Origin of the sequence: Nostoc sp., assembly GCF_036917235.1 — a bacterium.
GTDB lineage: Bacteria > Cyanobacteriota > Cyanobacteriia > Cyanobacteriales > Nostocaceae > Nostoc.
This window is the reverse complement of sequence record NZ_JBALDU010000004.1, coordinates 48,406-67,751: the sequence shown is the minus strand read 5'-3', so window position 1 is coordinate 67,751 and position 19,346 is coordinate 48,406. Positions and strand designations below refer to the sequence as shown.

Here is a 19,346-nt window from a genome sequence, read left to right as displayed (position 1 = left end):
CTATTTGTATATTTCAAAACAAGTGATGCTAACTACAAAGCAAAAACAATTAGTTACTTATAAATCTATTACGATTTATGAAACACATTACAAATTTCCTACCTTAAAAAATCCAAAACTAAAAAGAGTTCAGCGAAAAATTAGAAAATGCCAAAGCGTAATTAAAGAAGGTACTAAATATCATTCTTATTTTTGGGGAATAATTAAATGGAAAAAAGAAATTAGTCAACGAGAAACCTTAGTAAAGATTAAATTATTAATTACAGATTACATTCAACTTCTAGATTTTTTAGAAAATTATAAAAATAGTTATCAAAATTTCTTATTAAAATTTATAGATGACTGGAAAAATTTGTTTAATCAAAAATATGATGAAATTAGAAAAGTAAATGAAGAAAGAAGTAAGCTAGAGATAAAGAATAATAAAGATTCTCAAATAATTGACAAATTAAAATGGGAAGAAGAAGAAAATTTAAAATCTATTTTGTTGTTAAGCAATACTAACTTTTTAATTTTAGAAAAAGTAAAACTACTCAGCGAAGGAATTAAAAATTTAGCGGAAGATACCAAAAATCAAAAGCAAGCTATTCAGAAAATACTTAAGGATATAGAGGTGTATCAAGAAATTTATGAATATCAAGTCAAAGCTACAAAAATTCGTCAAGAAATAGCAAAAATAGCTGAAACAGCAATTAATCTAGAAAACTCTCTACAAGATTATTTTAGTCCGTTTCAATCTTTGATAGATGATGTAGTAAAAGTAGATGCAGATTTTTACGCCATTGTAGGAGAAATTCAAAATTTAGCAAGTAGTACTCTAAATTCTCAAGTTAATTTATTAACGATACAAGATACTAGTACTATGTCTCATGATATCCTGAATTTATTAGTGGCAAGTTATGATAAAAAAGATAGACTGCAAGATGCTTTTTTTCAGTCAGAGTTATTAGATTTACAGGTTAATGACTTTGATTTTAGTAAAGATGAGATAACTTTAAATCAAGCAATTTACCTCATATCTAATTATATGTCTACACAACTGGTTGCTCAAAAGAAAGTGCTAGGTATAGAAGAAACAGATATTGTTTCTGATTATTCTCAATTTTTTATCGAGAAAATAGAACTGGCGGAACAAGCTAATATTGATATTGAGTTTACCACAGAATTTAAAAGTAATTGGAATATTGATTATAGTAAATTGCAAAACCTTCTTACACAGTGCAAGTGGCAAGAAGCTGATATTGAAACAGCTAAATTAATGCTAAAAGTCATAGGTAAGAATGATTGGAATGAAGTTTATAAACAGGATGTTCTTAACTTTTCATGTGAAGCTTTTCATAAAATGGATCGACTTTGGCAACAATACAGTCATGGTTACTTTGGCTTTAGTGTTCAGCAAAGTATTTGGAACGAAATAGGCGGTCAAATAGATTATGAAACAGAAAAGAGACTTGGCGATCGCCTGGGTTGGCGAAAAGAGGGAAACTGGTTAAATTACGACCAACTAACTTTTAAATTATCCCCGACGACACCGATGGGACATCTACCAGTTAAATGGTTACATTATGACCAAAATATATTAGACATACCTTCATATTCATCTACAACCCCCCTGTCAATGGCAGCTTGGCGAGTTGGATCTTGGCTAGTATGGCAGATGCATTTATTTTTTACTCGTGCCAAAACTTGTCATGAAACTTTACCATAAGTGAATTGCATATTTATTATTTAATAATTGGGGAGAAAGCAAATGAATAATATGAATTTGTCAGATACAGAAATAGAAATTTTACTTTTTGGGAAATGGCGTTTTAATACAAATTGGGAAAAAATTTCTATTGAATTTAAAGATAATATGACTTATGAGCAAACTAGAATTCAAACGTTTCTTTTATCTAAACCCAGCGAATTTGTCACGGGTAATAAATTTACTGGTGTATGGCACGTAAATGATAAAAAATTATGTTTAATTGTTAAAACTGTTCCTAAATCATTTTTCAATTTGCGATTACTAATATTATCTAAAGTAGATTTGGCAGATATGATAGCTAGCATCTACTCTATATTTATAACAGAGAATTATGAAGTTATTGAAATTGATAAATTAAAATTTTTAATAAGCGACAAAGATCAGAGAATTGCTGGTATAAAAATCAATTAAAACTTTTTTTATGCTTGTAATATTAACTTAAAAAATCTAGGTAAAATATTAAGTCTGTATAAGTTATTACGATTCTGTATTTTGATAGTAGGCTTATTTAAATTAATTTACAATATTAATCTTATGCATAGAGAGCTTAAAAAAGTTTAGAGCTTGCAAAATTTCTTGTGCTAACCTAGTTTACTACCACTCAGACTAACTCTAACTTGAATTTAACTCGTTTTTAGCTTACTTATGTATTCCTTTTGGACAGTTAGTTGGGCTTTCTGATAATGTGCATACCTAAAATTTTTAAAGTACTATTATTATGCTGGATAGTAAGTGATGTTAACTCTTGACCCAAGACATAAAAGCTACCTATAATACTAACCCAATTGTACAGTCCATTTTTTGCTCTATTAAGCGTTATTGTCGCATTACTTCGATTATTTGCTCCTTTAAGTATTAAAATACCACCAAAATTAAAACTACCCGATGCAATTAATTTGCTGCTATTAACGCTAGCCGTGATATTGGCAAAGGTGTAGTCTAAAAACTTGAGGTTTCCGGCAATACTGGCAGAATTATTGATATTACCATTAGTTCCTTTACTCAGAGTGACTGTAGCGCCGTTGAAAGCTAAAATGCCAAAATTGAAATTACTTGTAGCTTGAAATCCGCTCTCGTTTAGGCTGATACCTAACGCAGTGAATTGTTTACCTAAGAGAGTAACATCGCCTAAACCAAAAATCTTTTTATTAGTTAAATCAAGTTTAAAATTAGGAACATTGAGCTTTATAATATTGCCTAAATTAAGAGCTACATTATTAATTGAAACGTTCTGAGTGTTAAATGATAAAGTGCCGCTACCCAAAGATTGATTAAAAGCAATAATATTTGCTGTTCCTGTTGCGCTTTGATTCTTCAAATTAACTGTGAGGTTCGGAATAGCCAAAGTCAAGAAACCTGCTAAACTCAGCCGAACATTCCTCAGATTGACACTATTTTGAGTAACATCAAACATAATGCCTGCTAGGGTATTCCCAAAAACTGAAATTGTTCCTAAACCACTACCACTACCAGATTTTATATCGATACTCAGGGCATCAACATCAATACTCAACAGATTGCCTAAACTCAGGTCAAAGTTTTTAAAGGTAGTATTGGTAGGGGTAATTTTAAATTCAACATTCGCAATTTCGTTGTCAAGAATTTCTAGATAACCATCTCCCTGAAGATACTGCTCACTAGGTGTTACCTTTAACGATAAATCTAAACTATTGTCATCCGTTCCCTTAATTTTCAGAAATCCTAAATCAATTTCCAGAACTTTTAAGGAACCAGAGATATTATTAAAAGTTTTATCTCCTTGAAGGATTAAAATTGCCTCATGTCCCCAAGCATTAAGTTTGCCATTAATTTCTAAACCTTCTGATATCGCTTGATCCGCAATTATTGTCGGAAAAGGAACATACTTAATTAAAGGATTGATTTTTCCGTCTCCATCCCCATCAATTGATTCGATGTTTAAGTTCAATAAGCTTTCTAAAAGCCCTAGTGCTTTGTTAACTAAATCGGTTGAATAACCTACTTGTTTGGTAAGAAAGGAAGCGACTGGCCCCTGCCACAAATCTATTAAGCTAACCGCTTGCTTGGGATTTAAAATTAAAGCTAATCTTTCAGGATCATTAGTGTCCATGAGAAAAGCTACCTCAAGGTCTGTTTTTTCCCATTTCAAATCACCAATGAAGCCAAAGTTATCGAAGTAAGGAGGTAAATACGTTCCGCCTCCTTGAAACCTGATATTGCGAAGTTCAGTTCCTACCAATCCATAAGGATTAAACCAAGATTTCTCACCTTGTTGACAAAAGTATGCTGTTAAAGATTCGGGTTCGAGAGAGAGACTACCAGAGAGAAATAGTTTAGGTTCTTTTTCTTGGGTGGGATCGTAGCCTTGAAGAATCAAATTTCCAGTTAATCCAAAGTTTGGCTCTAAATCAGCCCCAATATTTAACCCTATGAGCAAATTATTAAAAGTAGCCTTAAATTGTTGCTGGGAAAATAGCTGAATATCGCCTGCAATATTACCTATTAAGCTAACTTGTCCTGCCGGATTAAAGTTAATTATGGCTCCGAAACATCCAATTCCTAAGCTTCGATGAATAAAACTGCTGAAATTTGTCTGGAGATTATTGAAATCAATATTTCCAATAAAGTTGAATCCTCTGCTTAAGTTAATGCAACCTAATTTTGAATGTATAACAGAATGTTCAATATCAGTGATAATTAGCTCTGGGTTACTTAATTTTAAATCGTTGATAATAGGAACTTGACTCGCTAGGCTACTAAAAATAAAATTTTCGCTTAATTTATATTTTAATGTGGTTTGCTTGCCAAAAAATAATTCAATATCTTGGTTATTTAGTAATCCTTTAAAACTGAGTTCAACTTCTTGATGAATTTTATAAAGTTTATATTTTGGTGCAGATATTCTAATTTCAGGCTTGCAAAATACTTCAACAATGATTTTATCAAGCGCTACATTCATGTGTGGGACTGTACTATGAATGCTAAAAAGGTTGTCTAAATTTAACTGCAAATCATGGTCAAAATCTAAATACATTCCTGAACTGGACGAGACTAAATTTACATCATCTGAAATTCCAAGTTTTAATTTGATAGCATTAAGTAAGGTAATTATTGTGAAATCAATGCTATTAGTCATAAGTGAATTGACGTAAATGTTTTTAACAGATTGGTTTAGAGGTTATTTCTAGTAAAGCGTTTAGAACCTCAACTCAAGTCTTTGCTGGCAGATAGATCGTATTCTCAAAAAAACTTTGAATACCAATTCGTCAGAACTAGATGTGAAAGTTTCCCTGAATTTAGTAGAGCTAATTTTTCTTGTCGATGTATCATGTCTACCAAGTCGTAGAATGGACGGCTTCTTTCAACTTTAAATCGTTAGTATAGTTCTGGATTCCATTTATCTGGCATATTTTTATAATTCGTAATTCGTAATTCGTAATTTATAAAGCCGTATTTTCTGATGTAAACGACAAAAAACGATATCGTCATAAATTGCGGGTTGAAATTTGCTTAAGATATGCGATGAGGTGCGTAGGCGTAGCGCGCACTTCTCTACAAGATGCTGCGCGTAGCTTGCTTCCACGTTCGCGCAGTGGTACGGCATGGTTCGACTCCGCTCACCAGGCGCTCTGTTGCCACCGTAGACATTCCACCCAATTTACCATGCCCTATGACCAACTACTTTCGCTCTAATGTTGATGCAATGGCTAGCTACATTCCCGGCGAGCAGCCTCAACGCGGTACACAAATTATTAAACTTAACAGCAATGAGAACCCCTATCCTCCTTCTCCTGCGGCATTAGCTGTGCTACGAAATATTGATGGTGAGTGGTTGCGGCGGTATCCAGAACCTTTTGGGGGAGAGTTTCGGCAAGCTGCAAGTAAAGTTTTAGGAGTTCCTAGTGATTGGATAATTGTCGGAAATGGCAGTGATGAATTGTTAAGTGTGGTGATTCGAGCTTGTGCTGAACCTGGCAAAAAGGTAGTTTATCCGATGCCTACTTACGTGCTATATCGCACATTAACAGAAATGCAAGCGGCGGAAATTATTGAGATTCCCTACAGCAAAGACTACAGTTTACCAAAGGAAGAATTAGTTGCTGCCAATGGCGCGGTAACATTTATTGCGTCGCCGAATAGTCCATCGGGGCATGTGGTGGCAACAAATGATTTGCGAAAATTAGCCAGTCAGTTATCTGGAGTTTTAGTGATTGATGAAGCATACATAGATTTTACCGAAGAGAATGCATTGGCTTTGGTTCAGGAATACGAAAACGTCATTGTGCTTCGGACACTATCTAAGGGATACTCGTTGGCAGGATTGCGATTGGGCTTTGGGGTGGCAAATCCCAAACTGTTGCAGGGATTGTTTAAGGTTAAAGATAGCTATAACATTGATGCGATCGCTTGTGCAATTGGTACAGCTGCTATTACTGACCAAGCTTATAAAAATGCTTGTGTAGCCAAGATTAAAGCATCACGGACTAAGTTAGCAACAGACTTGAAACAATTAGGTTTTCATATCTGGGATTCCGAAGCTAATTTTTTGCTGGCACAGCCAAGAGAAGGAAACGCAGAATACCTCTATCAAAAACTCAAGGAACAGGGAATTTTAATCCGCTACTTCAAGCAGCCTGGACTAGATGATAAATTACGCATCACTGTTGGGACAGATGAGCAAAATCAGGCTTTAGTAGAGGCACTAGCTACAAATCTTTAATTATCCAACAGAATTCAGGAGTCAGGAGTCAGGAGTCAGGAGTCAGAATTCTGAACGAAAAAGCAGGTAGCGCAGCGTCTAGTAGAGAACCTCTTGATTCTGAATTCTGAATTATGCATTCTTCTTCAATCACATTAACTTACAACACTTGAAAACTAAAGCTAAGACTTGCCCAATTATTCACATCCAAGCTATGTGAATCGGCTGTTGTGACGTTCATCTCTGTTTTGAGGGCACTAGCGTTATGTAAGTCTTGTAGCAAGGCTTGTACAACGTCTAAGGAATTCAACAATGGGCCAATTGGCCCTTCTTCGGCTGTGGAATATTTGGCAGTGTTTAAGGCGGCGAGAGTGCCGTTAAAAGGAGCTGTACTAAAAATCAGTTGGTGTTCGCACTCAGAAGCTGGCCCTGAAATCACCCATTCGGAAGCAGTATTCGTTTGGGGTAGGGTGAGAGTTTCACCTGGAGCGATGACGACTTCTTTAAGCAGAGGTTTGGTGTCCGCAGTGTTTGGTTCTTGGGGAGTTTCCCAAGAATACAAGGCGATCGCTGTATGATTATTGTTTAATCCCAGCAAGATTAAATATACTGGGCGATCGCTCTGGTTTTCTACCCGATATTGCATTCGACTACCGATAGGGACAATCGGAGTAGGGAGTGATTTTTGAATCGAAGTTTCTGTTTTGAAAGTTCGTACTGTTTCGCGCTGCATGATAACGCGAGGCGATATGTTGCTAATTATTTCTAAGGTTGCCTTGAGAGCCAAGCGGGAAGAACCTTGATTTTCTGTCAGTCGCCATAATTTGGCTGCTAACAAGGTTGATAATTTTGGCGCTAACTTTTGCACTGTTAATTTTACAGCTTCTCCTGCTTCCCCAGCGGCATTAGAAATTAGTTCGCCAGCAAGAGAAAATAAACCATAGCGACTAGGTGTTTGCTGTAGTTTGGCAAATAAATAATCAGCCGGTTTTTCCCCTGCGACTACGGTGGAGACATGGGGAAATGCAGCGAAGGCACTTGTAGCGTCTACCCGCTCAATTCTTTCTAAGCCAGTATCCAGAGCAATTATTAAATTAATATTTCGGGGTAAAACCCGGACTGCTTCTTGCACAAGTTGCCCGATTTGTAGGGGATTTGCACCTTCTATTTGGGAAATATGCGCTTTTGCTGTTAACCCAGTCCGCGATCGCAATACTAATTCTTCTGTTGTTGTTGCTAAGGTAAATCGAGAATTAACTCCGTAGTATAGCAGCAATTGTGGCGGTAATCCTGCTAACCACAGCTGGACTGTTTTGCCGTCTTCTTCAATGGCTGTCACCGCACCTTCTGCACCAATGATACTCTCTGGCAAACCTAACCCCCCAGTCCCCTTCCCTTGTAGGGAAGGGGGAGAATTCAAAGCCTCTCTCCTCTTAGGAGAGAGGTTTGGAGAGAGGTTTTCCAGATTCCCTGGTTGCTGTTTACTACCCAATTTGCATAGAGAATTTTCTACATGAGACAGGGCAAATTGAATTGTGGTGGCTGGGGTGAATTCCCACAAATACTGCGTCAAGGCGTAAGTAAATAACCCAGCACTAAAACCAGAAAAGAGTTCTTCCCTGGCAGGCTGCTTGGGATTTGAGGTAGCTGCTAAGACAATCGGCGTGCTGGGTAACTTTTGAGTTTTAAGTTGTTGGAGAAAGTCGAGTTCTTCTGCTGCTAGCTTTGCCTCTAATGATTCTGGAAGGGCACGACTTTTTAATCCTAATACTGGGGTTGGCGCATAATAGCTAGTATCTAATACTGCTGTGACTCGATTTGTAGGGAGCGATCGCAATAATAGCAGTAAAGTTTCTTCTAATATATAATTGACTATTTTCTCATCTTGTGATATAGAACTGGCATTAGCTGGCACCAGAGCGTTTAGCATTGTATCTGGTGATGTCTCTACTTTGACACGACTGCCATAACCGCTAAAGTGAAAGACGACCATATCACTGGGTTTAGCTTGCTTACCCAAACGATCCAAAAAAGCCGCCTCAATGAATTCCCTACTAGCTTGTTCCTCAGTTAAAGTTAGGATATCTGACCCTTGGAAACCAAAGCGATAAATCAAAAGTTCTCTTTGTAGTTCCACATCCGTCAGACAACCACTGAGGGCTGGATTTTTTGGGTATTGGTTAATACCTATCAACAATGCCAACTTACGCGGACTGGGTTGTGCCAAAGCCTGATAATAGCGATTTCCTAAAGATAACCACTCAGCTTCAGTTATTCCCAATACCGCGAGTATTGAGCCAATTCTCTCTAAAAACGTGCGGCGTTTCATAATTAGCTATCAGCCCTCAGCTATTCAGTTAGCAGCTTACAGGGCTGAACTCTGTATTGTAAAGTTACAAAAACGTGGGAAGGGGGAGTGGGGGAGAAATCAATTCAAAATTCAAAATTCAAAATTCAAAATTAAAGAACTTCTGCCTCCTGCCTCCTGCCTCCTCTCCTAAGCTGGTACTTCTATTCGCATTGCCCGCGCCAACTCTGCTGCTACCTCTGGACGAGAAAATTCTGGTGGAGGTAATTCACCGCGCCGCAGCATTTCCCTAACTTTTGTCCCTGATAAGTGAATGCGTTCTTCTGGCCTGCTGGGACTGGTTTTAGATGTTGCCATCTGCTTAGTGCGCGTGCAGTAGAAAGCGTGTTCAAATTTCATCGGCACAATGCCTAATTCACTTGGTTCAAATTCATCAAAGATGTATTGAGCGTCGTAAGTGCCGTAATAGTCACCGACACCAGCATGATCTCGTCCGACGATAAAGTGAGTACAGCCGTAGTTTTTGCGGACTAAAGCATGGAATATAGCCTCACGAGGGCCAGCATAACGCATTGCGGCGGGATTGATTGCCAAAGCTACCCGATCTAAGGGGTAGTAATGTTCGAGCAAAATTTCATAGCAGCGCATCCGCACGTCAGCGGCGATATCATCTTCTTTTGTCGCCCCGACTAATGGGTGCAAAAATAAACCATCGACGATTTCTAAAGCGCACTTTTGAATATATTCATGGGCGCGGTGGATGGGATTGCGAGTTTGAAAGCCGACGATGGTTTTCCAACCCTTGTCTTTAAATAGTTGCCGTGAGGCAGCTGGATCGATTTGGTAAGTGGGAAACTGGGGATGAGGTTCGCGTTGCAACAACCAAATATCACCCGCCAGATGTACAGTACCTTGGTTATAGAGTACCTGCACGCCGGGATGATTGACATCATCAGTGCGGTAGACTTTGATTGCTTCGCGGGTTTTGTCGTAGTTATACTTTTGCGTGAGTTGCAAAACTCCGATAAATTCGCCTCTGGAGTTATCCAGACGGATTAAGCTGCCTTCTTGTAACGGGGAAGCTACTTCTTCGCTTACCGATAGTGTAATCGGGATTGACCACACAAGACCGTTAGCTAATCGCATTTCTGTGACAGTGCGATCGTAGTCTTCTTGGTTCATAAAACCCGTGAGTGGACTAAAAGCACCGATCGCAATCATTTCTAGATCGGAAACGGCGCGATCGTCAAGTTGCACTCGCGGCAAAAAGTCAGCTTTTGAGAGAAACTCTGCTCTTTGTTCTGGTGTGGCGATACGGTTAACCAACTGTCCACCGTGGGGGGCTATGGCATCTGGATTGTGACTCAACGTAATCCCCTCTCTGCTTTTACTGTTATTGTTTCAGATTATGTACTAACTTATCAAATGCTGGTACGTAGAAATAAAGAGTTTAGGGAATGGAAGAAAATTTTGCAACTAGCTGTAAGCGAGTTGATTAGGTTACGCTAAAGCTAATCCAGGCTCAAGTTTCAGAATAGTTCCTTTATAAGGAAAATGCTTATGACTGCTGTATCCCCCGTTGTTAAACCTGTTAGCCAAATGCGGTTAGCGCCTGGTAGTACAGTCAGTATCCAGGATATGAGTTGGGAGGAATTTGAGTCTATTTTGCAAGAACTGGGCGAAAAGCGATCGCTACGAGTTGCTTACAGCAAGTCTACGTTAGAAATTATGGTTCCTCTACCCGAACACGAAAAATCAAAGGACTTAATTTCGGATATTGTCAAAATCTTGCTGAAGATCGCCGGGAAAAGTTATGAACCCTTCGGTTCAACCACCTTCAAGCGGGAAAATATAGCCGGGGTAGAACCAGATGCTTGTTTCTACATCCAAAATTATCAAAGAATGATCGGTCGTCGCAAACTGGAACCGAACGATCCGCCTCCTGATTTGGCAATTGAAACAAATGTAACATCAAAAACAACTCTTGATGCTTACGTTGCGATCGCAGTTCCAGAACTATGGATTTACGATAGTAAAAAGCTAAGGATTTATTTACTCAGCGATGAACATTACATCGAATCTGATAACAGTCCTAACTTTCCAAATATCCCTGTAACTCAAATCATTGCCGCTACAGTTGAACGAGCTTGGCAAGTAGGAACCGTACAAGCTTTGAAAGAGTTTGAAGGGGCATTAGATAAAAGTCGTTTTTGATAGAGAGTACGTAAGCGTAGACCGCCGCAGGTATAGCTTTTGCTAATTGATCCTTGTATGGCAATAAATGGCATAAACTGCCATAAAATAATATTATGAAGGAAAAATTAGGGAAGTTGTGCCAGTGAAAAGTATAAATATATCTCTTCCTGATGCGATGCGGACTTATATAGAAGAGAAAGTGGCGACTGGTGGCTATAGTAGTGTCAGTGAATATTTCCGCGAGTTAGTACGCCAAGACCAAAAGCGCCAAGCTGCTGAACATTTGGAAGCGATGCTTTTAGAAGGTCTAAATTCTGGGAATACAACTGAGATGACTCCTGACGATTGGGAAGATATACGCCAAGCTGTGCGGGAAAGAATCACCAAGCATAAAGGGTCAAACGAAGGTTAATGAGCGACGTAAGCAAACGGCCGCAAGTCATCCGCGACTTGATAGAATTAGCGACTTATATTGCAGAAGATAACTTGGAAGCTTCAGATAGGTTTCTTGCAGCAGCAGAAACAACTTTCAAACAACTGGGTAAAATGCCAGAAATGGGAAAATCTTGTCAATTCTCTCATCCCAATTTAGCTGGTGTTCGACAGCAAGCAATAAAAGGATTTAAAAAGTATCTTGTTTTTTATCTTCCTTCGGATTCTGGTGTAGAGATTCTTAGAGTCATTTATGGCGGACGAGATATTGAAACAATCTTGGATGAAGATTTAGGAGAGAATGACTTGGTATAATAATTACGAGTATTTTACTATGTCAGTTTTAGGATAAGCGATCGCAGTTCCAGAACTATGGATTTACGATAGTAAAAAGCTAAGGATTTATTTACTCAGGGATGGACATTGCATCGAATCCGATAACAGTCCTAACTTTCCAAATATCCCTGTAACTCAAATTATTGCCGCTACAGTTGAACGAGCTTGGCAAGTAGGAACGGTACAGGCTATGTTTGGAGGAGTTTGAAGAGGAAATTAACAAAAGTATTTCTTGATTAATTTCTAATATTGCATCAAGTATGTTTGACCCGATAGAGTACGCTGATGAACGAATGGACTCAAAACAGGAAAATGAGCTACTGAAGTGGCTTCGTCAACTTGATGACGAGCAGAAATTTACCTTTGTTTGGCGCGTGCTAAGTGCAAATGCTTGGAAAGGATGCGAATTAGCCAAGCGATCGCAACTCAAGCCCATTTTTTTAGAAGTGATTCTCGAAAAAGGACTTGTTTACGGTGATGCAAGTTCAGTGGAGTGGTGGATTAAAGCAGTTTTACCCGGTTTAGGTCAGAGACGAGTACTTGAGATTATCAAAGCTCATATAGACATTGCTCCATTGTCTGTATATAAAACGCTGTATTGGCTACCTTGGTTATACCATAACCAATCGAAACAAATTAAAAATGAGATCCTGGTGCTTCAAATAGAATTCAGTAAAAAATATCCAAACTATCGACCCCTTAGAAGTATAGGTACTCATGTTTAACAGTTGATTGTACAATTGCTAGCTGCGTGCGATCGCTTGTTAAAATTCGTTGCTGCAATTTGATACTGATATGTCAATAAATGGCAATTTTTGCCATGATATGCTCTAGTAAAAATTAGAAAAGTAATACTAGTGAAAAGCATCAATATAATATCTATACCTGACGCTATGTGAGCTTATATAAAGAAAAAGTTTGCAAATGCAGGCAGAAGTTCGCGGATTACAAACAGAAAATCATCGCATTTTGGATATCTTGCAAAATCCCAATACCGAAGATGATTCTTCGACATAATTAAAGAGACATTGCATTGCAACGTCTCTATATCAGCGATTAATTGTTAACTAAATTGTTCAATAATTCCGCCACCTAACACTTTTTCTCCGTCGTACCACACCGCCGCTTGTCCGGGGGTGATGCTGATTTGGGGTTCATCAAACACCAAACGCACACGGGAGTTTTCCAACGGAATCACCGTCACTGGTGTAGCCGTTGAACGATAGCGAATTTGCACTTCGGCATGAATTGGGGTGGATGGTTCAGCAATGGAAACCCAATTTACCCGATTTACTGTGCATTCTGGTTGAGTTACCTTAGTGCGATCGCCTACTACTACTTTATTATTTTCCGCATCTAGTTCAATCACATACAATGGTTCGGCAGCAGCAATTCCCAAGCCTTTGCGTTGGCCAATAGTATAGTGATGGACACCATCATGCTGTCCCAAAACTTTGCCTGTAACATCGACAATATCGCCTGTTTTGGGAGCTAAATATTTATCCAAAAATGCCCGCATGGAACCGTTACTTTCCACTAAGCATAAGTCTTGACTTTCTGGTTTATCAGCAGTCTTGAGTCCGTATTCAGTCGCAATCCGGCGCGTCTCAGTTTTTTCTAGTTCACCCAGAGGAAATATGGTTGCTGCAAGTAAATCTTGAGACAAATCATAGAGGAAGTATGACTGGTCTTTGTTGCGGTCAATAGCTCTTAATAATTGGTAACGTCCAGTTGCTTCGTCATAGCTAATTCGGGCATAATGACCAGTGGCGATGCGATCGCATCCCAATTCTTCACGAGCATACTGCACCATTGGCCCAAACTTCACTGTTTTATTGCACTGGGAGCAAGGCAAAGGTGTAATCCCAGCACTGTAACCAGTCACTAGGTAATCGACAATATGCGTCTGAAACAGATCCCGAATATCTACAACCTGATGGGGAACGCCCAGTTGTTCACAGAGATCGGCCGCGTCGATCATACCTTCAGAGCAACATTGACCTTTGCCTTTCATTAGCCAAAGAGTCAAACCAATCACTTCATAGCCCTGATGGTGCAGGATAGCTGCGGCGGTGGAACTGTCAACGCCACCAGAAAGACCAACGACGACTTTTTTCATACAAAGCACGACACGATAGCTGCGTGGTTGTCCAATTGTAGCACATACTCTTCAAAGCCTTGCTACTAAAGCGCTTCAGTTATAAAGTCTCGGGATTAGCGTTGGCGTAGCCCATCCTAGACATCGCCATTCACTCTTTCATCTAAGATTAATTACAGATGTATTTTTTGCCACGCAGATGAGCTAACTTTACGTTAACGCTATATAGTTGCTACAACGGTGAACTAATAAGTTCCTGATGGAAATTACCTAAAAATACTGTGACTACTTTCTAACTATTATGTCGAGAGGAATATCAAGTCAATTTATCCCATTTCAGATGCTGCGCCGAAGTTCTAAGGGTTGGAAGCCTACTATGAGACTTCTCTTTTTGTTAGTGGGAGGATGGTTAGTACTGATTCCCGACTCTACCCCAGCAAAAGCACAAATTTCCAACAGCAACGTATTACTAGCTCAACAAACTGCTGAGATTTTACCGCCAACGCCAATTCCCTTTGGTCAACAGCCATCACCACAGTTACAACCAATTCAAGCAGAGGACTTCAATCAACCGGAAGTGAACTTTCAGCCCACCCAACCAGTACAAGACACTCAATTGGAGCAGAATTTTCAGCCTTCCCAACCATTACCGAACACTCAATTGGAGCAGAACTTTCAGCCTCCTCAACCATTACAGAACAATCAATTTGAGCAAAATTTTCAGCCCTCTCAACCTTCACAGTTTAGTCAATATAACCAGAACTTTGAGCGCTATTTAGTTTACGTTGATGGCAGTGATTTTCAGACATTACAAGCCATACGTCAGATTGAACCCAGTGCTTACATCCGCCAGTTCCAAGGCCGGACTGTAATTCAGTCAGGAGTTTTTAACAGAGTCGCCAACGCGCAACAACGGGTGAATGAGCTACAGTCACGAGGCATATATAACGCCCGAATTATCAGCTTTGGTAACGGACAGGAAATAAATGCAGACAATGGCAACTATAACTATAGAGACGATCGCAATAATATAAATGCTAATAGGCAAGCCTCTAGATATTATGTCGCCATTCCCACCACTTCTGAACAGTTACCTGCGATCGCAGCACAAGTTAGGCAGAATCTAGGCGGATTAACACAAGATTTAGGACGATCTGGCGGAGTCCTCGAAAGGACGCAACCACGAGGACCACACGTAGCGGTAGGGCCTTTCCCCAATCGATTCCAAGCTGAGGAATGGAACAGGTATATGCGAAAGCTCGGATACGGTAATGCCAGAGTTTACTACGGAAAGTGAATAAGTGAGGAGTTAGGAGTTAGATAGGAAGTACACCAACGGCAAGCGCTTCAATGTAAGTATCATAGAATTTTAGGCAAATCAGTTGTAAATCATGCTACAGCTATAAGCCAAAATTTTTATAGAGACTCACACAAGTACAGTCAAAATGGATATAAAGAATGGCTTCGTTGGCGCTGTTGGCAATACCCCTTTAATTCGTTTAAACAGTTTTAGCGAAGAAACAGGGTGTGAAATCCTTGCGAAAGCAGAATTTCTCAATCCTGGGGGTTCTGTCAAAGACCGCGCCGCACTTTACATCATCGAAGATGCGGAAAAGAAAGGTCTGCTTAAACCTGGTGGCACGGTTGTAGAAGGAACCGCTGGTAATACTGGCATTGGACTAGCACATATTTGCAACGCCAAAGGCTACAAATGTCTAATTATTATTCCCGATACCCAGTCACAAGAAAAGATAGATGCACTGATAGCACTAGGAGCAGAAGTTCGTCCCATCCCCGCCGTACCCTACAAAGACCCGAACAACTACGTCAAGCTATCTGGTAGAGTAGCTGCTGAGTTGGAAAATGCCATTTGGGCAAATCAGTTTGATAATTTAGCCAACCGCCTCGCCCACTACGAAACCACAGGGCCGGAAATTTGGACGCAGACAGATGGTAAAATAGATGTATGGACAACTGCAACTGGTACTGGTGGTACTTATGCTGGTGTAGCATTGTACTTAAAAGAGCAAAATCCAGCAATTAAATGTGTTGTAGCCGATCCGCTGGGTAGTGGACTTTATAGTTATGTCAAAACTGGCGAAATCAAGATAGAAGGAAATTCCATCACTGAAGGCATTGGTAACGCTCGTGTCACAGCCAATATGGAAGGCGCACCTGCTGATGATGCCATCCAAATCGATGACCAGGAAGCTTTGCAAGTAGTTTACCAACTGCTGCGGAAAGATGGTTTGTTAATGGGCGGCTCAACGGGTATTAATGTTGGGGCAGCTGTTGCTTTGGCGAAGCAATTGGGGCCAGGACATACCATTGTTACCATCTTGTGTGATAGTGGTTCCCGGTATCAGTCGCGGATATTCAACCCGGAATGGCTAGCCTCAAAAGGACTTTCAATAGATTAGTCATTAGTCATTGGTCATTGGTCATTGGTCATTGGTCACTTGTACTGAGTTTCGACTGCGCTCAACTACCGCTTGTCGTTGGTGTGGTCCCTGAGCGTAGTCGTACCCCTCCGGGGAAGCAAGCTACGCGCAGCGTCTCGTAGAGAAGTGCAGCCTCTCCAAGAGTTGTATTGGTCATTAGCTTCCGACTTTTGACAAATGACAAATGACAAATGAGAAAGGACAAATGACCAACACCACTCAACCATCAGACTTCCCAAAAATAGATCGAGATTCTGCTCCTAAATGTGTGCGAGTTTGTCAAAATCGTACTTGTAAAAAGCAAGGTTCAGCAAAGGTTTTAGCAGCTTTTACAGCTTTGCCAATCCCTGGTGTAACTGTAACGGCTAGCAGCTGTTTAGGACAATGTGGCAATGGGCCGATGGTGCTGATATTACCCGATATGGTTTGGTATAGCAGCGTTCACCCTGAGGAAGTATCTCTACTGATAGAAAATCATTTGCTAGCTGGTCAAAGAGTCAAGCAGATGCTCTATTATCGGTTTCATCCCCAGAAATCAAGCTAATTAAAAATATCAAGGTCTGCAATCTTGTTGACTGAAGTGAGGCATCCAATGAATATCCAGCAGCTGCGTCAATCCTTAAAACAAAAGTGGCTTATTTACTACAAGCAAAATACTTCCTGGCTGGTCAAAATGCGAATTTGGGCCACTTACGATGGTCTACGCCGTCCTTTGTCCGGTTTTATTTTGGCAACACTGTCTGTTTTAGAACCCCAGTTTGATGAAATACTTGCTTTTATGATGGATCTGAATAACGATCCAGATAAAATAGTCGCCGCTTTAGGTCTTAACTTCAATCCTGATGAAGAGTTACGTTTAATCAAATCAGAGCATTCTATGGCTATAAGCCAAGCTGAAAGCGAGTCGCCAGATGAGAAGCATTTTGAGGATAAACATTTATCATCGGCTGTAACTGCTAGCAAGATTGCCTCTCATTCTCTTGCCAATACTCTAGATTCCAACTTGCCACGCGCCGATCGAGTTGTCCGATCATTTACAGCTACTACTGAGGTAAGTCGCACACGCGAACCTGAGTTGGTAGTAGCAGCAACTAAAATTGCTCCAGATACTCCGGTAAAAACGCCATCCTCCGGTTTGCTAAGGGAATATCAACTAGTACGCTGGCACTCTGGTCAGTTACCTTCAGGAGCATCGGCGACAATGACCAGTGAGGTCAACAGCAAAGCCAAAACTATGCCATCTGTGGCGTTAGCTACCGAAGTTAAGAGCAACGCGCCATCTAGCCGAATCCCTGTGGATGCATCGTTGGCAATTACCACTGAGATTTATAGTAACGGCAAACCAGTGCGATCGCTAGCACTTACTACTGAGGTTAATAGCAACGGCAAAGATCCGAATATTCAACCACAAGAGGTTAAGAGCAAAGTGGATTTACCAACCACAAATGCCCGTAGTATAGCTTCTTGGGTAGATGAATTTTGTTACGGCGCTAGGAATAAAGAAGACATTTTGACTTGAATTACTTATGGGTACTCGTGAGAAACAAACGGAATTTCTATGACTTCACCCTCAGTTTCTCCCACTTGGACTTTTAAGCCGACGCCACCAGCTTTGGTGCGAATGTAACCTAGTCCAAAGTAACCATCAGCCGTTTCTGTGTAACTAGTCAGTTTACCGACCTTTTCATCTCCAACTGCGATCGCACTTCCAACTTCCACAGGGGCACTGAAACGAATTCCTAAGAGGTGTTGTTTTACACCTTTATATGTATTTAACCGAGCAATAGTTTCTTGCCCAATATAGCAACCTTTAGTAAAAGAAATTGTTTGCCACAAGCCAACTTCCAGAGGATTGTAATCATCTGTGAGTTCCGCATCTGGGGCGGGGCGGCCTTGTAAGATTCGCAAGGCATCCCAGGCGCGATCGCTCATTTCTACCGCCCCAGCCTCTAACAGTTTGTTCCACACCGTTGCTTTGTCAGTATAGGGCAAAGTAAAGGTGTATCCAGGCGCAGCTAACCCGCTACCCACAGCAATTCGCACGCCCTCAGCCGGAGCGATCGTGTATACTTGGTGATTACCGTAAGGTTGTCCAATGAGTTCGCCAATACCCAACTTTTGTAAAACAGCATCGCTTCCTGGACCAATGAGGCTGAAGGTGTTGGTATATCGGGTAATATCAGATAATTCCACCTTATCTGCATAGAAAATATATTTATCCAGCCATTCCATCAGATATTGACGGCGGTTGGGTGAAACTAGCAGGATTACCGCATCTTCTCTAACGTATGCGGTTACTAAATCAATTGTTCTGGCTGTAGAAGTGACAAAAACCGTATCACAACCTTGTCCTGGCTTGAGTATTTGGAAATTGTTAGTACTTTGGTTGTGTAAGAAATTGAGGCGATCGTCGCCAGCTACTTTGATGCGTCCCCAGGCGGTGCGATCGCATATTGCAACCCCAACTCTGGCAGCTTCGATAGCTGCTGCGTCTTTATCGTCAAGTGTAGATGTTGGCATGGTGATGAGAAGTTGCCCTGTTTCAATGTTGTCGCACTGGAAATCTTAGCAAATAAGCCTTTGCCGCTTCAATGCACCTCCTGTTTTTTTCTAGCGTATAATCAAATCAACAGAAAGTGCCGAACAACAAAAACTTATGAAACGAACTTTTACTGCAAGTGTATGGCAGGAAGGTAACTGGTTTGTGGCACAGTGCTTGGAGATTGATATTGCGAGCCAGGGTCAGACTGAAACTGAGACATTGGCTAATCTTGAGGAAGCTTTGTCACTGCATTTTGAACCACCAGTAGCTACTATTATTCCTCAAATTAAGACACTTCAGGTAGAAATAGGTGCCGCTTAAACCATTACCTTATCGTGAGGTTAAGCGTAGATTAGAGGCAGCAGGCTTTGAGGAAGTTAGCCAAAAGGGTAGTCACGTAAAGTTTGCCAAATCTACCGAAGAAGGAACCCGTACTGCGATCGCGCCTCGTCATCGAGAAATTACTATTGGTACGCTGGGGAGTATTTTACGACAAGCTGGGATAAGTGTAGAAGAGTTTGAGGTTTTGTAAGGGCGGCGTAGTGGTGAAAGGGGCGAGGCGATG

The 19,346-nt window shown here is 40.4% G+C and carries 18 protein-coding genes; 13 read left to right on the top strand and 5 right to left on the bottom strand.

Going from position 1 to position 19,346, the window contains the following annotated elements; translation table 11 throughout:
* Nucleotides 1-25 precede the first annotated feature (25 nt).
* Both V7K44_RS01385 and V7K44_RS01380 read left to right on the top strand, forming a co-directional pair.
* Nucleotides 26-1,708 (top strand): GUN4 domain-containing protein, encoded by a 1,683-nt coding sequence (locus V7K44_RS01385; protein ID WP_334927921.1) that lies wholly within the window; start codon nt 26-28, stop codon nt 1,706-1,708.
* Between the two features lie 42 nt (nt 1,709-1,750).
* Nucleotides 1,751-2,161, top strand: a complete 411-nt coding sequence (locus tag V7K44_RS01380; RefSeq protein WP_334927919.1) for a hypothetical protein — start codon at nt 1,751-1,753, stop codon at nt 2,159-2,161.
* 253 nt (nt 2,162-2,414) lie between these two features.
* Here the strand turns inward: V7K44_RS01380 and V7K44_RS01375 are convergent, their stop codons facing one another.
* Nucleotides 2,415-4,865: a hypothetical protein gene (locus V7K44_RS01375; RefSeq protein WP_334927916.1), complete on the bottom strand. Its 2,451-nt coding sequence runs from the start codon at nt 4,863-4,865 to the stop codon at nt 2,415-2,417.
* A gap of 534 nt (nt 4,866-5,399) precedes the next feature.
* Here V7K44_RS01375 and hisC point away from each other — a divergent pair.
* Nucleotides 5,400-6,449: a histidinol-phosphate transaminase gene (gene hisC, locus V7K44_RS01370; protein ID WP_334927914.1), complete on the top strand. Its 1,050-nt coding sequence runs from the start codon at nt 5,400-5,402 to the stop codon at nt 6,447-6,449.
* Between the two features lie 139 nt (nt 6,450-6,588).
* Here hisC and V7K44_RS01365 read toward each other — a convergent pair whose 3' ends face one another.
* Nucleotides 6,589-8,757, bottom strand: a complete 2,169-nt coding sequence (locus V7K44_RS01365) for a caspase family protein (RefSeq protein WP_334927912.1) — start codon at nt 8,755-8,757, stop codon at nt 6,589-6,591.
* Between the two features lie 168 nt (nt 8,758-8,925).
* On the bottom strand, nt 8,926-10,104 hold the full coding sequence (gene sat, locus V7K44_RS01360) for a sulfate adenylyltransferase (RefSeq protein ID WP_334927910.1): 1,179 nt from the start codon (nt 10,102-10,104) through the stop codon (nt 8,926-8,928).
* A 192-nt stretch (nt 10,105-10,296) separates the two neighbouring features.
* Here sat and V7K44_RS01355 point away from each other — a divergent pair, with 192 nt between their 5' ends.
* The 4 genes from V7K44_RS01355 (at nt 10,297) to V7K44_RS01340 (ending at nt 12,425) form a co-directional block, all read left to right on the top strand.
* Nucleotides 10,297-10,950: a Uma2 family endonuclease gene (locus tag V7K44_RS01355; protein ID WP_334927908.1), complete on the top strand. Its 654-nt coding sequence runs from the start codon at nt 10,297-10,299 to the stop codon at nt 10,948-10,950.
* A 124-nt stretch (nt 10,951-11,074) separates the two neighbouring features.
* Entirely contained in the window at nt 11,075-11,344 is a 270-nt protein-coding gene (locus V7K44_RS01350) for a type II toxin-antitoxin system ParD family antitoxin (protein WP_334927906.1), read from the top strand.
* On the top strand, nt 11,344-11,679 hold the full coding sequence (locus V7K44_RS01345) for a type II toxin-antitoxin system RelE/ParE family toxin (protein ID WP_334927904.1): 336 nt from the start codon (nt 11,344-11,346) through the stop codon (nt 11,677-11,679). The genes V7K44_RS01350 and V7K44_RS01345 overlap by 1 nt, the downstream gene beginning before the upstream one ends.
* 281 nt (nt 11,680-11,960) lie before the next feature.
* Nucleotides 11,961-12,425, top strand: a complete 465-nt coding sequence (locus tag V7K44_RS01340; RefSeq protein ID WP_334927902.1) for a hypothetical protein — start codon at nt 11,961-11,963, stop codon at nt 12,423-12,425.
* Between the two features lie 338 nt (nt 12,426-12,763).
* On the opposite strand, the gene mnmA is transcribed toward V7K44_RS01340, so the two are convergent.
* On the bottom strand, nt 12,764-13,819 hold the full coding sequence (mnmA, locus tag V7K44_RS01335) for a tRNA 2-thiouridine(34) synthase MnmA (protein WP_334927900.1): 1,056 nt from the start codon (nt 13,817-13,819) through the stop codon (nt 12,764-12,766).
* 355 nt (nt 13,820-14,174) lie between these two features.
* Between mnmA and V7K44_RS01330 the strand changes: the two genes are divergently transcribed.
* From V7K44_RS01330 to V7K44_RS01315, 4 genes are all read left to right on the top strand, one after another.
* Nucleotides 14,175-15,095, top strand: coding sequence for a hypothetical protein (locus V7K44_RS01330; protein ID WP_334927898.1), 921 nt, complete (start codon nt 14,175-14,177; stop codon nt 15,093-15,095).
* Nucleotides 15,096-15,243: 148 nt separating this feature from the next.
* Entirely contained in the window at nt 15,244-16,218 is a 975-nt protein-coding gene (locus tag V7K44_RS01325; protein ID WP_334927896.1) for a cysteine synthase A, read from the top strand.
* Nucleotides 16,219-16,444: 226 nt separating this feature from the next.
* Complete coding sequence (locus V7K44_RS01320) at nt 16,445-16,783, top strand: (2Fe-2S) ferredoxin domain-containing protein (RefSeq protein WP_334927943.1); 339 nt, start codon at nt 16,445-16,447, stop codon at nt 16,781-16,783.
* Between the two features lie 48 nt (nt 16,784-16,831).
* Nucleotides 16,832-17,758, top strand: coding sequence for a DUF5331 domain-containing protein (locus V7K44_RS01315; protein WP_334927894.1), 927 nt, complete (start codon nt 16,832-16,834; stop codon nt 17,756-17,758).
* A gap of 5 nt (nt 17,759-17,763) precedes the next feature.
* On the opposite strand, the gene ygfZ is transcribed toward V7K44_RS01315, so the two are convergent.
* Nucleotides 17,764-18,759: a CAF17-like 4Fe-4S cluster assembly/insertion protein YgfZ gene (gene ygfZ, locus V7K44_RS01310; protein ID WP_334927892.1), complete on the bottom strand. Its 996-nt coding sequence runs from the start codon at nt 18,757-18,759 to the stop codon at nt 17,764-17,766.
* Nucleotides 18,760-18,895: 136 nt separating this feature from the next.
* On the opposite strand from ygfZ, the gene V7K44_RS01305 reads away from it, so the two are divergent.
* The gene (locus tag V7K44_RS01305) at nt 18,896-19,102 is read left to right on the top strand and encodes a type II toxin-antitoxin system HicB family antitoxin (protein WP_292771677.1); all 207 of its coding nucleotides are present in this window, start codon (nt 18,896-18,898) and stop codon (nt 19,100-19,102) included.
* Entirely contained in the window at nt 19,092-19,313 is a 222-nt protein-coding gene (locus V7K44_RS01300; RefSeq protein ID WP_334927889.1) for a type II toxin-antitoxin system HicA family toxin, read from the top strand. Before V7K44_RS01305 ends, V7K44_RS01300 begins: the two co-directional genes overlap by 11 nt.
* The last annotated feature ends 33 nt before the right edge of the window (nt 19,314-19,346 follow it).

What these genes read in the sequence shown, in the direction of transcription:
- V7K44_RS01385 (WP_334927921.1), top strand. Translation starts at nt 26, where the DNA reads ATGCTAACTACAAAGCAAAAACAATTAGTTACTTATAAATCTATTACG.
- V7K44_RS01380 (WP_334927919.1), top strand. Translation starts at nt 1,751, where the DNA reads ATGAATAATATGAATTTGTCAGATACAGAAATAGAAATTTTACTTTTT.
- V7K44_RS01375 (WP_334927916.1), bottom strand. Translation starts at nt 4,865, where the DNA reads ATGACTAATAGCATTGATTTCACAATAATTACCTTACTTAATGCTATC.
- hisC (WP_334927914.1), top strand. Translation starts at nt 5,400, where the DNA reads ATGACCAACTACTTTCGCTCTAATGTTGATGCAATGGCTAGCTACATT.
- V7K44_RS01365 (WP_334927912.1), bottom strand. Translation starts at nt 8,757, where the DNA reads ATGAAACGCCGCACGTTTTTAGAGAGAATTGGCTCAATACTCGCGGTA.
- V7K44_RS01355 (WP_334927908.1), top strand. Translation starts at nt 10,297, where the DNA reads ATGACTGCTGTATCCCCCGTTGTTAAACCTGTTAGCCAAATGCGGTTA.
- V7K44_RS01345 (WP_334927904.1), top strand. Translation starts at nt 11,344, where the DNA reads ATGAGCGACGTAAGCAAACGGCCGCAAGTCATCCGCGACTTGATAGAA.
- V7K44_RS01340 (WP_334927902.1), top strand. Translation starts at nt 11,961, where the DNA reads ATGTTTGACCCGATAGAGTACGCTGATGAACGAATGGACTCAAAACAG.
- mnmA (WP_334927900.1), bottom strand. Translation starts at nt 13,819, where the DNA reads ATGAAAAAAGTCGTCGTTGGTCTTTCTGGTGGCGTTGACAGTTCCACC.
- V7K44_RS01330 (WP_334927898.1), top strand. Translation starts at nt 14,175, where the DNA reads ATGAGACTTCTCTTTTTGTTAGTGGGAGGATGGTTAGTACTGATTCCC.
- V7K44_RS01325 (WP_334927896.1), top strand. Translation starts at nt 15,244, where the DNA reads ATGGATATAAAGAATGGCTTCGTTGGCGCTGTTGGCAATACCCCTTTA.
- V7K44_RS01320 (WP_334927943.1), top strand. Translation starts at nt 16,445, where the DNA reads ATGACCAACACCACTCAACCATCAGACTTCCCAAAAATAGATCGAGAT.
- V7K44_RS01315 (WP_334927894.1), top strand. Translation starts at nt 16,832, where the DNA reads ATGAATATCCAGCAGCTGCGTCAATCCTTAAAACAAAAGTGGCTTATT.
- ygfZ (WP_334927892.1), bottom strand. Translation starts at nt 18,759, where the DNA reads ATGCCAACATCTACACTTGACGATAAAGACGCAGCAGCTATCGAAGCT.
- V7K44_RS01305 (WP_292771677.1), top strand. Translation starts at nt 18,896, where the DNA reads ATGAAACGAACTTTTACTGCAAGTGTATGGCAGGAAGGTAACTGGTTT.